Annotated in this window: 15 protein-coding genes and 1 riboswitch; of the genes, 13 read left to right on the top strand and 2 right to left on the bottom strand. The window is 66.0% G+C overall.

Going from position 1 to position 13442, the window contains the following annotated elements; genetic code table 11:
• Positions 1-98: 98 nt before the first annotated feature.
• A complete protein-coding gene (locus HDG39_RS24010; RefSeq protein ID WP_184009206.1) occupies positions 99-902 on the bottom strand; it encodes an SDR family NAD(P)-dependent oxidoreductase in 804 nt (267 codons plus the stop codon).
• Positions 899-2650: an ABC transporter ATP-binding protein/permease gene (locus HDG39_RS24005; RefSeq protein WP_184009204.1), complete on the bottom strand. Its 1752-nt coding sequence runs from the start codon at positions 2648-2650 to the stop codon at positions 899-901. The genes HDG39_RS24010 and HDG39_RS24005 overlap by 4 nt, the downstream gene beginning before the upstream one ends.
• A gap of 430 nt (positions 2651-3080) precedes the next feature.
• A riboswitch (TPP riboswitch) is annotated at positions 3081-3204 on the top strand.
• A 221-nt stretch (positions 3205-3425) separates the two neighbouring features.
• Between HDG39_RS24005 and HDG39_RS24000 the strand changes: the two genes are divergently transcribed.
• The 13 genes from HDG39_RS24000 to HDG39_RS23940 all read left to right on the top strand — a co-directional run bounded on the left by HDG39_RS24000 (position 3426) and on the right by HDG39_RS23940 (position 13347).
• Positions 3426-4562: an FAD-dependent oxidoreductase gene (locus HDG39_RS24000; RefSeq protein WP_184009202.1), complete on the top strand. Its 1137-nt coding sequence runs from the start codon at positions 3426-3428 to the stop codon at positions 4560-4562.
• Between the two features lie 59 nt (positions 4563-4621).
• On the top strand, positions 4622-4819 hold the full coding sequence (gene thiS, locus HDG39_RS23995) for a sulfur carrier protein ThiS (RefSeq protein ID WP_026225709.1): 198 nt from the start codon (positions 4622-4624) through the stop codon (positions 4817-4819).
• 107 nt (positions 4820-4926) lie between these two features.
• A complete protein-coding gene (locus tag HDG39_RS23990) occupies positions 4927-5742 on the top strand; it encodes a thiazole synthase (RefSeq protein ID WP_129958952.1) in 816 nt (271 codons plus the stop codon).
• Positions 5739-6842, top strand: coding sequence for a thiamine phosphate synthase (gene thiE, locus HDG39_RS23985; protein WP_184009200.1), 1104 nt, complete (start codon positions 5739-5741; stop codon positions 6840-6842). The genes HDG39_RS23990 and thiE overlap by 4 nt, the downstream gene beginning before the upstream one ends.
• A gap of 91 nt (positions 6843-6933) precedes the next feature.
• Positions 6934-7758: an ABC transporter ATP-binding protein gene (locus HDG39_RS23980; protein ID WP_221305840.1), complete on the top strand. Its 825-nt coding sequence runs from the start codon at positions 6934-6936 to the stop codon at positions 7756-7758.
• On the top strand, positions 7755-8522 hold the full coding sequence (mlaE, locus tag HDG39_RS23975; RefSeq protein WP_018420057.1) for a lipid asymmetry maintenance ABC transporter permease subunit MlaE: 768 nt from the start codon (positions 7755-7757) through the stop codon (positions 8520-8522). The genes HDG39_RS23980 and mlaE overlap by 4 nt, the downstream gene beginning before the upstream one ends.
• A gap of 91 nt (positions 8523-8613) precedes the next feature.
• Complete coding sequence (mlaD, locus tag HDG39_RS23970) at positions 8614-9144, top strand: outer membrane lipid asymmetry maintenance protein MlaD (protein WP_035470668.1); 531 nt, start codon at positions 8614-8616, stop codon at positions 9142-9144.
• A 19-nt stretch (positions 9145-9163) separates the two neighbouring features.
• Positions 9164-10144, top strand: coding sequence for an MlaA family lipoprotein (locus HDG39_RS23965; RefSeq protein ID WP_184009196.1), 981 nt, complete (start codon positions 9164-9166; stop codon positions 10142-10144).
• 114 nt (positions 10145-10258) lie between these two features.
• Entirely contained in the window at positions 10259-10891 is a 633-nt protein-coding gene (locus HDG39_RS23960; RefSeq protein WP_018420060.1) for an MlaC/ttg2D family ABC transporter substrate-binding protein, read from the top strand.
• Positions 10888-11208, top strand: coding sequence for an STAS domain-containing protein (locus HDG39_RS23955; RefSeq protein WP_184009194.1), 321 nt, complete (start codon positions 10888-10890; stop codon positions 11206-11208). Before HDG39_RS23960 ends, HDG39_RS23955 begins: the two co-directional genes overlap by 4 nt.
• 190 nt (positions 11209-11398) lie before the next feature.
• Positions 11399-12331 (top strand): ABC transporter ATP-binding protein, encoded by a 933-nt coding sequence (locus tag HDG39_RS23950; RefSeq protein ID WP_018420062.1) that lies wholly within the window; start codon positions 11399-11401, stop codon positions 12329-12331.
• Positions 12328-13092 (top strand): ABC transporter permease, encoded by a 765-nt coding sequence (locus HDG39_RS23945; protein WP_018420063.1) that lies wholly within the window; start codon positions 12328-12330, stop codon positions 13090-13092. The genes HDG39_RS23950 and HDG39_RS23945 overlap by 4 nt, the downstream gene beginning before the upstream one ends.
• A 15-nt stretch (positions 13093-13107) precedes the next feature.
• Positions 13108-13347 (top strand): BolA family protein, encoded by a 240-nt coding sequence (locus HDG39_RS23940; protein WP_008918725.1) that lies wholly within the window; start codon positions 13108-13110, stop codon positions 13345-13347.
• The last annotated feature ends 95 nt before the right edge of the window (positions 13348-13442 follow it).

The raw sequence follows: 13442 nt of genomic DNA, 5'->3' as shown, positions 1-13442 counted from the left end.
CAAAGCGCGGAACAGCTTGCGCGCTCCGCAAATGCTTTCGAACTCTTCTCGTGTCTTTCCGGATGTTGCGTCCGTAGGTGCCGGCGCGCAGGCGAGGCTTAACCGAGCGTCAAGCCGCCATCGATGTGAATCACCTGGCCGGTGATGTGGCGTGCCGCGTCGGACAGCAGGAATGCGATCAGCGCGGCGACGTCGTCCGGTTCGGCGACGTGACCGAGCGGCGTGGCTTCGGCGGCGTGCGCCCACACAGCCGCGTTGTCGGCGCTTGGGCCGCGATCCTTGCGCGTGTAACCCGGCGCCACGCAATTGACGGTCACGCCGAGCGGCGCGAGCTCCGCGGCCGCCGTTTTCGCAAGCGCTTCGAGTGCCGCTTTCGCGGCCGCCGTCGCGGCGAATGGCGCATCCGCGCGATAGCGATGCGCGACGAACGAACTCAAGGCGACCACGCGACCGCGCTTCGATATTTCGAGCGCGGGCATCGCGCGCCGCACGAGCGCGGCGAAGGCGGCCGGCATCGCGGCGAAGGCGGCGCCGAAGGTGTCGGGATCGAGCGCGGCCAGCGTTTGGCGCTGCGCATGGCCGGCGTTCGCGACCAGTTGATCGAGTGCGCCGAAGCTCGTGAGCGTCTGATGGATCACGTGCTCCGCCGCACCGCGCTCGGCGAGGTCGCCGAACACCGTCGCGCAGCGTGCGCCGCTTGCCGTGCAGTCGGCGGCAACCTGCACGAGCCGTCGACGGGACGCGTCGTCTGCGCCGCGCGCGTGCAACATCAACGACGTATGCGGCGCCGCGAGGCGCCGTGCGAGCGCCGCGCCGATGCCGGAACCGGCGCCCGTGATCAGCACGACGCGAGCGGCGGCGCCGTGCGCTTCGCTGGCGTGAGCGCCGCTCGCGTCGCTCACGCCGCTACCGCTTCGGCAGAACGCTCGACTTCGAGCGTTTCGTCATGGAACGCTGCGAGCGATTCGCGATGCGCGACGCTGACGATCGCCGCCTTCGGCAACCGCTCGGTGAACAGCCGATAGAGCCGCGACTCGTTTTCCGCGTCGAGCGCGCTGGTCGCTTCGTCGAGGAACAGGTAGTCCGGCTTGTGCAGCAGCACGCGAGCGGCGGCGAAGCGCTGCTGCTCACCCGGCGACAGCACGCGAGTCCAGTGCGCGGTTTCCTGCAGACGGTCCGCGTATTCCGACAGATGGCAGGTGATGAGCGCGTCGCGGCATTCGTCGTCGCCATAGGTGTCCGCCGCCGACGGATACGCGAGCGCCGCCTTCAGCGTGCCGATCGGCATGTAGCTGACCTGCGGGATGAACATCATGCGCGCGTTGACCGGTGCGTCGATCGAGCCGTCGCCAAACGGCCACAGGCCCGCGAGCGCGCGCATCAGCGTGCTCTTGCCGGCGCCCGACGGACCGCGCACGAGCCAGCGCGAGCCCGGCCGGATCGCGATATCGCGGATGCGCGACAGTGGGTTGCCATTGGGCAGCGCGAGCTGGAGGCTGTCGGTGGTAAGCGTGTTGCTGTCGACGAAATGCAGATTGATGCCGCCGTGTTCCGTGGCCGGCGACACCGATTCCTTCAGACGCGGCGAATGCACGACGCGCTTGAATTCGCGCAACCGGTTCACGGTCGCGCGCCATTCGACGAGGCTCGTATAACTGTTGATGAACCACGAGAACGAATCGCTGACCGTGCCGAACGCGCTCGAAATCTGCATCAGCACGCCGAACGTGAACGCGCCCGCGAAGTAGCGCGGCGAGGCGACGACGATCGGAAAAATGATCGCGATCTGGCCGTAGAAGCTCAGCACGAAGGTCAGGCGCTTCGTGTACTTCATTACCTGCCACCAGTTGTCGCGGATACGGCCGAACAGCGTGCGCGCGTTCGTCTTCTCGGTTTCCATGCCGTTGTAGAACGCGATCTGCTCGGCGTTCTCACGCAGCCGGATCAGACCGAAACGGAAATCGGCCTCGACTTTCTGCGCCTGATAGTTGATCGACACGAGCGGATGGCCGACCTTCTGCGTGATGAGCGAGCCGACCACCGCATACAGCGCCGCGGCCCACACCATATAGCCGGGGATCTGCAGCGGCATGCCGCCGAGCGAGATGCTCAACGCGCCCGCGAGCGACCACAGGATCGTGATGAACGACACGAGCGTGACGACGGTCGACAGCAGATCGAGCGTCAGCGACAGCGTGGTGGTCGCGAACGACTGCAGGTCGTCGCTGATCCGCTGGTCGGGGTTGTCGGCGAGACGGTCGCGCTCGATGCGGTAGAACGCGCTGTCGTTGAGCCACTCGTTCAGGTAGCGGGTGGTCAGCCACTGGCGCCAGCGGAAGCCGAGCATCTGGCGCAGATAGCGTCCATACACGGCGAGGATGATGAAACCGAACGCGAGTCCGGTAAAGATCATCAGCAGGTGCGGGAAGTCGTGGACGTTCTTCGCCTGCAGCGCGTTGTAGAAGTCCCTGCTCCAGCTATTCAGGCGCACGTTGATCCAGACGACGAGCAGATTCATCACGATGATCGTGACGAGCAGCCCCCACGCGATGCCTCGCTCCTCGGAAACCCAGTAGGGCTTGATCAGGGTCCACGCGGAGACCTTTTCGTCGGGCGGCAGCGCGGGGCTGGCGGAAGTATGTGGTGTCATGAGCGTCCTGATGAAGTGCTGACCCGAAGTGCCATTCCGGCGTACGGGTCCGATCTGGTTGACCCATGTCGGGCGATCCCGCGAGCAGCAGGCCCCTTTGCGAGGGCGTGGCTGCCGCGGGTCTGCGATGCCTGGCCGGGCATCGCGCTATCACGCTCGATGAACGCGAGCCCGGACGGGCGCCCGATTCTGGCGTGACGCCCTTAAGCGAAAATTAATTTTCGGGGCCGGCATCCGCTGGGGTGCCGCCGCCACGCATGCGGCCACGAGCACCGCGCGCGCCGCGTTTTTGCGGCACCGGTCACGGCATTGTGCCAGAGCGCCGGGCCGCTTCGCACCGGCATCTCGATAGACGGTGCCAGATCAAAACCGGGTGGCGACCGCGGGGCGCTGGTTTGCGGGCGCCGCGCCTTTTATGGTCTAATGACCTGCGACGAAACAGGGGTGCTTCGCCCACAGGCGGCATGACTTTCATGCCGGGGCGGCGAGGCTGAGAGAGACCCTTTGCACCCGATCCGGGTAATACCGGCGCGGGAAGTTTCCGGAAGCAACCATCTTCCATTCCCCGCCGGGCGGCGAGCGCAGCTCACATGTGCACGTCGTGACCGGCCGGCTTCACCCGCCGGTTTCGTCCTGGGTACGTGCGTTTTTGGCCGTACGGAAAGGACTCGATGACCGCCTATTCTTCAGACATGCATTTTTCCCTTCGTCACGCCGCCTCGGGCGAGCCGTGCCGCTTTGGTTTTGCCCACCGCAGTCGAACGGAGCGCGCGCGATGAACCGTCCCGCCCGACCCGATTTCGCCGTGCTCGGCGGCGGCCTGTGCGGCCGGCTGGTCGCGTGGCGCCTCGCTGGCGACGGGCATCGCGTGGCGCTCTACGAGCGCGGCGATGCCACCGGTTCGCAGGCTGCCGCGTGGGTCGCCGCCGCGATGCTCGCGCCGCTGGCAGAGGCCGCGAGCGCCGAGCTGCTGATCACGCGGCTTGGCGCGAGTTCGCTCGAAAGCTGGCCGCGCGTGCTTGCCGAACTGCCGGAGCCGGTGTTTTTCCAGCGCAACGGCACGCTCGTCGTCTGGCATCACGCGGATCGCACTGAGGCGCCGCTATTCGAGCGGCGCGTGCGTGCGAACGCGCCGGCGGAGTTGCTCGACGGCGGCTTCGTCGCGTTGGCGGGCGCGCAGCTCGGCGCCGCCGAACCCGCGTTGGCCGGCCGCTTCAGCCAAGGCTGGCTGCTGCCGCGAGAAGGCCAGCTCGACAACCGCCAGGTGCTGTCCGCGCTCGCGGCCGGGCTTGCCGAGCGCGGCGTCGACACGCACTGGAACACGCCGATCGACGACGCATCGCTGCCCGACGCCGGCATCACCATCGATTGCCGCGGGCTCGGCGCGAAGCCGGTGCTGCCGACGCTGCGCGGCATCCGCGGCGAAGTTGCGCGCGTGCATGCGCCTCACCTGCAGCTGACGCGCCCGGTGCGGCTACTGCATCCGCGTTACCCGCTGTATATCGCGCCGAAGCAGAACGGCCTCTACGTGATCGGCGCGACCGAGGTGGAGGGCGAGGACATGTCGCCCGTCAGCGTGCGTTCGGCGCTCGAGTTGCTGAGCGCGGCGTTTTCGGTGCACCCCGGCTTCGGCGAGGCGCGCATTCTCGAGCTGAATTCGCAGTGCCGGCCGACCTTGCCCGATCATCGTCCCGCGCTGCTGTGGGACGGCGCACGTACGCTGCGCGTGAACGGCCTGTACCGGCACGGCTACATGATCGCGCCCGAAGTCGCCGACGAAGCCGTGCGCTTCGCGAGCGCGCTGCTCGACGGCCGCGTCGGTGATGCCGACGCATTCGCCGGCTGGCGGCGCGACTCACGCTGGAGCGAGCTGTTCCAGCAGCATTTCGCGCGCGAGCCGGCCCGAGCGTAGCGGCCGACGTGCCGCGCGCGATGCCGCTTGCGCCATTGATTGAACCGTATTCGAACACCATGGACATTCATATCAATCAGAAGCCGTTGTCGCTGCCCGAGGGCGCGACTGTCGCCGATGCGCTCGCCGCCTTTGGCGCGCGTCCGCCGTTCGCGGTCGCGCTCAACGGCGATTTCGTCGCACGTGCGCAGCATGCGGCGCGCGCGTTGCAAACGGGCGACCGGCTCGACGTCGTGCAGCCGGTCGCGGGCGGCTGAGCGCGACCGCGCCAGTCTGTCGCTTACCGAACGCAACAACCGTCGCCGAAAACCCATTGCCGCAACGCGGTCGGTTCTAGCCGCGACGGCAAACCAGGATGATGCAAATGACTTCTCACGAGACCGCCGACGCGCTGACGCTATACGGTCAAACTTTTGCAAGCCGCGTGCTGCTCGGCACATCGCGCTATCCGTCGCTGCAATCGCTGTCCGATTCGATCGACGCCGCGCGCCCCGGCATGGTGACGGTCGCGCTGCGCCGTCAGATGAACGAGGGCAACGCCGAAGCGGGCTTCTTCGATCTGCTCAAGCGCCACGGCGTGCCGCTGCTGCCGAACACGGCGGGTTGCCTGAGCGTCGGCGAAGCGGTGACGACCGCGCACATGGCGCGCGAAATCTTCGAGACCGAGTGGATCAAGCTCGAACTGATCGGCGACGACTACACACTGCAGCCCGACCCGGTCGGCCTGATCGAAGCCGCCGCGCGTCTCGTCAAGGATGGCTTCAAGGTGCTGCCGTACTGCACCGAAGATCTGGTGATCGGCCGCCGTCTGCTCGACGCCGGCTGCGAGGCGCTGATGCCGTGGGGCGCGCCGATCGGCACCGGCAAGGGCGTGATCAATCCATACGGGCTGCGCGTGTTGCGCGAGCGGCTGCCGGACGTGCCGTTGATCGTCGACGCCGGGCTCGGCGTGCCGTCGCATGCGGCCCAGGTGATGGAGTGGGGCTTCGACGGCGTGCTGCTGAACACGGCCGTATCGCAGGCGACGCACCCCGACGCGATGGCGCGCGCGTTCGCGCTGGGCGTCGAGGCGGGTCGGCAAGCGTATCTCGCGGGCCCGATGGCCGAGCGCGAGAGCGCGCACGCGAGCACGCCGGTGGTCGGCATGCCGTTCTGGCATCAGGATGGGGGTGCCGCATGACTCAGACGTTGACGCTGAAGGACCGCGATCTGTTCTGGCCGACGGCCGACGAACTCATCGAAGCCGCCGAGCGCATCCGCGCACGTCTCGGCGACTGGCCGCCGACGCACGCGCCGTGGCGCATCTGCCTGATCGCACCCGACGAACCGAACGGTGGCGACCTGATCGTGATCGCCGACGCACAGCAGCACGGCGAGCAGATCGCGCGCTGGCTGACGCGGGGTGCGGGCGTGATCGTCGCCGCGGAAAACCGCGCGACGCTGCAACTGGGCGGCGAGAAGTACGGCCTCGAAGGCCATCTGGCGGAAGACTGGATTCCCGCGCTTGCCGCGTTCCTCGACTGCGGTTTCGATCCGCACGACGCGCTGGTGCTCGCGCTCGCGTGGCGCGATGGCGACGAAACCCGCGCCGACGATGCTTTCCCGGCCGACCTCGCTCGCTTTCCGCGCCTTACCGACCTGCCGGCGGCACCCGCCAAGGCGTTCCCGCGCTGCCCGGCAAGGCTCGGCCTGTATCCGGTGTTGCCGACCGCGGACTGGGTCGAACGGGTGGTCGGCTTCGGCGTGAAGACGGTGCAGTTGCGCCGCAAGTCGGCCGAACCGGCCGACGAGCTGAAGCGCGAAATCGCGCGCTGCGTGGCGGCCGGCCGCGCGCACGACGCGCAGGTGTTCATCAACGATCACTGGCTGGCGGCGCTTGAGGCGGGCGCGTACGGCGTGCACCTCGGCCAGGAAGACGTGCATACCGCGGATCTGTCCGCGCTGGCCGACGCGGGCATCCGGCTCGGTCTGTCGACTCACGGCTTCTACGAGATGCTGAAGGCGCTGCATTTCCGGCCGAGCTACATTGCATTGGGCGCCGTGTTCCCGACCACGACCAAGGTCATGCCGACCGCGCCGCAGGGCTTGCGCCGCCTCGCACGCTATGTGCGGCTGCTCGACGGCGTGGTGCCGCTCGTCGCGATCGGCGGGATCGATCTGCAGGTGCTGCCGGACGTGCTCGCGACCGGTGTCGGCTGCGCGGCCGTGGTGCGCGCGGTGACGGAAGCGGCCGACCCGGCCGCCGCCGTTTCTGCACTGCAACACACGTTTACGCAATAATCGTCAGGCATAGTCAAGGAACGGGGCACCTCACGGCAGCTTTTGCATGATGGCCCTATAATTCGGCCTTCCCTGTAAAAGGATCGTCAGTTTGGTGCCTTCCTATCCCGAGACCTTACTCGAGCTGCGCGACGTCGACTTCGGTTACGGCGACCGGCTCGTCCTGTCGAATCTGAATCTGCGCTTTCGTCGCGGTCAGGTCGTCGCAGTCATGGGCGGCTCGGGTTGCGGCAAGACCACGGTGCTGCGGCTGATCGGCGGCCTCGTGCGCGCCCAGCGCGGCCAGGTGCTGTTCCATGGCGAAGACATCGGCGAGCAGACGCGCGAAGGCCTTTACGCGCTGCGCCGCAAGATGGGCATGCTGTTCCAGTTCGGCGCGCTGTTCACCGACATGTCGGTGTTCGAAAACGTCGCCTTCTCGCTTCGCGAGCACACCGATCTCCCAGAAGAACTTCTGCGCGACCTCGTGCTGATGAAGCTCAACGCGGTCGGTCTGCGCGGCGCGCGCGACCTGCTGCCGTCCGAGATTTCCGGCGGCATGGCGCGACGCGTGGCGCTCGCGCGCGCAATCGCGCTCGACCCCGAACTGATGATGTACGACGAGCCGTTCGCCGGTCTCGACCCGATCTCGCTCGGCATCACCGCGAACCTGATCCGCACGCTGAACCGGGCGCTCGGCGCCACGTCGATCCTCGTCACGCACGACGTGCCGGAATCATTCGCGATCGCCGACTACGTGTACTTCGTGTCCAACGGCGGTGTGCTTGCCGAGGGCACGCCCGACGAACTGCGCGCGTCGACCGATCCGACCGTGCGGCAGTTCATCGACGGCGCGCCGGACGGCCCGTTCAGATTCCACTATCCGGCGCAGACCCCGCTCGCGGCGGACTTCGGCATTGGCGGAGGCAGGTCATGATCAGTACGATCGGTCGCTCGGTCATCACCGGGCTCGGCACCGCCGGCTACGCGACGCGCTTCTTCCTGCGGCTCGTGCTCGAATTTTTCCCGCTGCTGCGCCGCCCGCGTCTTGTCACGAAGCAGATCCACTTCGTCGGTAATTATTCGCTCGTGATCATCGCGGTGTCGGGGCTGTTCGTCGGCTTCGTGCTCGGGTTGCAGGGCTATTACACGCTGAACCGTTATGGCTCCGAGCAGGCGCTCGGGTTGCTGGTCGCGCTGTCGCTCGTGCGCGAGCTCGGGCCGGTCGTGACCGCGCTGCTGTTCGCCGGGCGCGCGGGCACGTCGCTGACCGCCGAAATCGGCCTGATGAAGGCGGGCGAGCAGCTCACCGCGATGGAAATGATGGCCGTCGATCCGGTCAAGGTCGTGATCGCGCCGCGCCTGTGGGCCGGCATCGTGTCGATGCCGATCCTCGCCGCGATCTTCAGCGCGGTCGGCGTTCTGGGCGGTTACGTGGTGGGCGTGCTGCTGATCGGCGTCGATGCCGGCGCGTTCTGGTCGCAGATGCAAAGCGGCGTCGACGTGTGGCGCGATGTCGGCGCCGGGGTCGTCAAGAGTGTGGTGTTCGGCCTCGCGGTGACCTTCGTCGCGCTGTTTCAGGGCTACGAGGCGAAGCCGACGCCGGAAGGCGTGTCGCGCGCGACGACCCGCACGGTCGTGTACGCGTCGCTCGCGGTGCTCGGGCTCGATTTCCTGCTGACCGCACTGATGTTCAGCTAAGACCGCGCAGCGTGCCGGGTGCCGGCGGTGCTTGATGCGCCGCGCACGGCGGGAAGTGGCGGCGGCGCGGCGGATTCACTTTGGGATGACGATGAAAAAGAATGTTCTCGACTTCTGGGTCGGCCTGTTCGTGGTGCTGGGTTTCGTGGCGTTGCTGTTTCTTGCGCTGAAGGCCGGCAACATGAGCTCGTTGTCGTTCCAGGCAACCTACCCGGTCAAGCTCAAGTTCGACAACATCGGCGGGCTGAAGCCCCGTGCGCCGGTCAAGAGCGCCGGCGTGACGGTCGGCCGGGTCGCGTCGATCGGCTTTGACAGCAACGCCTACCAGGCGCTCGTCACGATCGATATCGACAAGCAATACCAGTTTCCGAGGGACACTTCGGCGAAGATCCTGACCTCGGGTCTGCTCGGCGAGCAGTACATCGGGCTCGAGCCGGGCGGCGACTCGGAAATGCTGAAAGCCGGCGATACGATCTCGATGACGCAATCGGCGATCGTGCTGGAAAACCTGATCGGCCAGTTCCTGTATAGCAAGGCCGCGGATTCCGGCGCGGCGAAGCCCGCCGCATCCGCCCCTGCACCGGCGCCGGGCGCGCCGGCCTCCGGCGCTGCCGGCCAGTAAGGCCAACAAGGAGAATTAGATGCAGACCACACTGCAGACCCCGCGCAGCGGCGCGCGCGTCCTACAGTTCGGCAAGGTCGCCGTGGCGGCTGCGCTGCTCGCCGGTTGCACGACCGTGCAGACGCCTACCAAGGGCGACCCGTTCGAAGGGCTGAACCGTACAATCTTCACAGTCAACGACAAGATCGACCAGTACGCGCTGAAGCCCGTTGCGCAGGGCTACGTTTGGATCACGCCGCAGCCGGTTCGCGACAGCGTGACGAACTTTTTCTCGAACATCGGCGACGTCTATATCGCGGCGAACAACCTGCTGCAGCTGCGCATCGCCGACGGCGTGTCCGACATCATGCGGATCGTGATCAACACGTTGTTCGGCGTCGGCGGCCTGTTCGACGTCGCGACGCTCGCGAAGCTCCCGAAGCACGACAACGACCTCGGTCTGACGCTCGGCCACTACGGCGTGCCGGCGGGCCCCTATCTGGTGCTGCCGCTGTTCGGGCCGAGCACGGTGCGCGATGCGGTCGGCTCGCTCGGCAACTACTACGTGAACCCGATCAGCTACGTCGACCCGCCGGGCCTGAGCTGGGCGCTGTATGGCCTGAACATCGTCAACACGCGCGCGAACCTGCTCGGAGCGAGCAACCTGCTGGAAGGCGCGGCGCTCGACAAATACTCGTTCGTGCGTAACGCGTATCTGCAGCGCCGGCAGTATCTGTTGTCGGATAACCGCCGGCGTCCGCAGGAACTGCCGAGCTACGAAGAGGAAGCGCCGCTGCCGAAGTACGACGAAGGCGAGACGGGCGAGGCAGGTGCGCCGGCCAAGGCGGCTCCCGCATCCGGCGCGGCCGTGGGCACGCCGCAAGGCGCGTCGGCACCGGAGGCCGCGTCGGGCGCCGAAACACCGCCTCTCGACCTGAAAGGCGGCCCGGAAACGCAGATTCCGGCCGGTCAGTTGGTGCCGCCCTCACGCTTCAACTTCCCGTCCCTAAGATTGCATTGAACGTGCAGCCGTAACAGATCGATACGACTCTCGCAGTTTGCGCATGGATTGCCGTCGAACTCGCGTGATAAGGTCGGTCCAAACTGTTGCACTATTTTTGAGGCAAAGCTCGATATGAAAAAATTCTTCCTGATTCCGTTGTTTGCCGCGTTGTTTTCGTTCATCAGCGCGGGCGCATCGGCGCAAACCGTCGACACCAACGCGCCCGACGCGCTGATCAAGACCGTCACCCAGCAGGTGATGGACGCGATTCGCGGCGACAAGTCGATCCAGCAGGGCGACATCAAGCACATCACGGCGCTCGTCAACGAAAAGATCCTGCCGTACACGGACTTCCGCCGCACCACCCAGCTCGCGATGGGCCGTAACTGGCGCACCGCGACGCCCGAACAGCAGAACCAGGTGGTCGAGCAGTTCAAGATGCTGCTGATCCGCACGTACTCGGGCGCGCTCGCGCAGGTGCGCGACCAGCAGATCCAGTACAAGCCGTTCCGCATGAACCCGGACGACACCGACACGGTGGTGCGCTCGGTCGTGATGAACAACGGCCAGCCGATCGAACTCGACTACCGCCTGTACAAGACGGCGCAGGGCTGGCGCGTGTATGACATCAACGTGCTCGGCGCGTGGCTGATCCAGGCGTATCAGCAGCAGTTCAACGAGCAGATCCAGCAGAAGGGTGTGGACGGACTGATCCAGTTCCTCACGCAGCGCAATCAGCAACTCGCCGCGGGCAAGCAGTCGTGAACGACGTGCTAAACCCGGTTGCGAACCGCTTCGACAGCGGCACGACGCTGACCCACGAGAGCGCGAACGCCGCGCTCGCGGCGGGTCTGCAACGCATCGCGGCGGGTGCGGGCGGCGTCGATTGCGCGCCGCTCACGCAATTCGATTCGTCGGCGCTGGCCGTCCTGCTCGCGTGGGTGCGGGCCGCGGCGGCGCGCGGCGGCAAGTTCGAAGTCGTCAATCTGCCGGCTGGGCTCGCCAGTCTCGCGCAGGCCTACGGCGTCGATACGCTTCTCTCTTCTGGCGCCTCCAGCGTGGTTGCGTCAGCGCGACATTGACGCTCCTCTAGCGTCGTCTCCCTCCTTCCGGCCAGGCCGGGGTTTTCAGTTTTTGCCCTATAATCAAACGTTTTTTTGGGGCGTTGAACTGGCCCCCTAATCGGCCCCGGTTCCGTTTCTTCCAGCATTTGCGCGTCCCCAAGCTCCATTGGGGCTTCTTCAGGCGCCGCGACGCACGCGGCCCATAGTCATGTCAGCCATAGAAATTCGTAACGTCAAGAAGCGCTACAAGGACTTGCAGGCGCTCAAGGGCGTCAGCCTCACGGTCGAAGAAGGCGAGTTCTTCGGACTGCTCGGTCCGAACGGCGCGGGCAAGACGACGCTCATCAGCATACTCGCCGGTCTCGCCCGCGCCGACGAAGGCAGCATCGCGGTGCGCGGTCACGACGTCGTCGACGATTTCCGCAACGCGCGCCGCGCGCTCGGCGTGGTGCCGCAGGAGCTCGTGTTCGATCCGTTCTTCACGGTGCGCGAAACCTTGCGCATCCAGTCCGGCTACTACGGGCTGCGCAACAACGACGCGTGGATCGACGAGATCATGGCCAATCTCGATCTCACCGAAAAGGCCGATGCCAACATGCGCGCGCTGTCGGGCGGGATGAAGCGCCGCGTGCTGGTCGCGCAGGCGCTCGTGCATCGCCCGCCGGTGATCGTGCTCGACGAGCCGACCGCGGGTGTCGATGTCGAGTTGCGCCAGACGCTGTGGAAGTTCATTTCGCGCCTGAATCGCGAAGGCCACACGATCGTGCTGACCACGCACTATCTTGAAGAAGCCGAATCGTTGTGCGACCGCATCGCGATGCTGCGCCGTGGCGAGGTCGTTGCGCTCGATCGCACCGGCACACTGTTGCAGCGTTTCGCCGGCATGCAACTGTTCGTGCGCTTCGCGCAGGGCGTGCTGCCCGCCGAGCTGCGTCCGCTCGAGGCGGAAAGCGGCGCCGGCAACGGCAATGGCCGCCAGCATCTGCTGCGCCTGACGAGCTACGACGACGTCGAGCGCATCCTCGCGCAATGCCGCGCGGCCGGTTGTACATTCGAAGAAATCGAGGTCCGCAAGGCCGACCTCGAAGACGTATTCGTTCAGGTGATGAACGGTCCAGAAGTGATCGAGGGGCTTGCATGAGCGGGTACAGTGGATTTAGCACGCTGTTTTACAAAGAACTGCTGCGCTTCTGGAAGGTGTCGTTCCAGACCGTGCTCGCGCCGGTCATCACCGCGCTGCTTTACCTGACCATCTTCGGCCACGCACTGCGCGGCCACGTGCAGGTCTATCCGGGCGTCGAATACACGAGCTTCCTGATTCCGGGCCTCGTGATGATGAGCGTGCTGCAGAACGCGTTCGCGAACAGTTCTTCGTCGCTGATTCAATCGAAGATCACCGGCAACCTCGTGTTCGTGCTGCTGCCGCCGCTGTCGCACCACGAGATGTTCGCGGCCTACGTGCTCGCGGCCGTGGCGCGCGGGCTGTGTGTCGGCTTCGGCGTGTTCATCGTGACGATCTGGTTCGTGCCGCTCGCCTTCACCGCGCCGCTCTACATCATCGTGTTCGCGATGTTCGGCGCGGCGATTCTCGGCACGCTGGGTCTGATCGCCGGCATTTGGGCCGAGAAGTTCGACCAGCTCGCCGCGTTCCAGAACTTTCTGATCATGCCGCTCACGTTCCTGTCGGGCGTGTTCTACTCGACGCATACGCTGCCGCCCGTATGGCGCGAAGTATCGCGGCTCAATCCGTTTTTCTACATGATCGACGGCTTTCGCTATGGTTTTTTCGGCGTGTCGGATATCGACCCGCTGGTGAGCCTCGCGATCGTCGCCGGTTTCTTCGTGGTGCTGGCCGTCGTGGCGATGCGCATGCTCGCTACCGGCTACAAGCTGCGCCACTGACGAGGAGCTTCTCTCATGTTGCCGACTCCCGAACAGGTCAAGCAGTACATTGCAGCTGGACTCGCGTGCGAGCATCTCGAAGTCGAAGGCGACGGTCAGCATTTCTTTGCGACGATCGTCTCGCCGAACTTCGAAGGCAAGCGCCTGATCCAGCGTCACCAACTCGTGTATGCGGCGCTCGGCGACCGCATGCGCGAAGAAATCCACGCGCTCAGCATGAAGACGCTGACGCCCGCCGAATGGCAGAACGCGTAATCTGGAAATTTAGTGCGAATTACTCAGGAAGGGCGCGACGCCGCAAGCGGCGCGCCGAACACAGACAAGGCAGGTCCGGACGCGAACCTGACCGA

The organism is Paraburkholderia lebeckiae (genome assembly GCF_014201005.1).
Lineage (GTDB): Bacteria > Pseudomonadota > Gammaproteobacteria > Burkholderiales > Burkholderiaceae > Paraburkholderia > Paraburkholderia tuberum.
The sequence above is the reverse complement of the archived record's forward strand: the minus strand, read 5'-3'. Positions and strand labels throughout refer to the sequence as shown.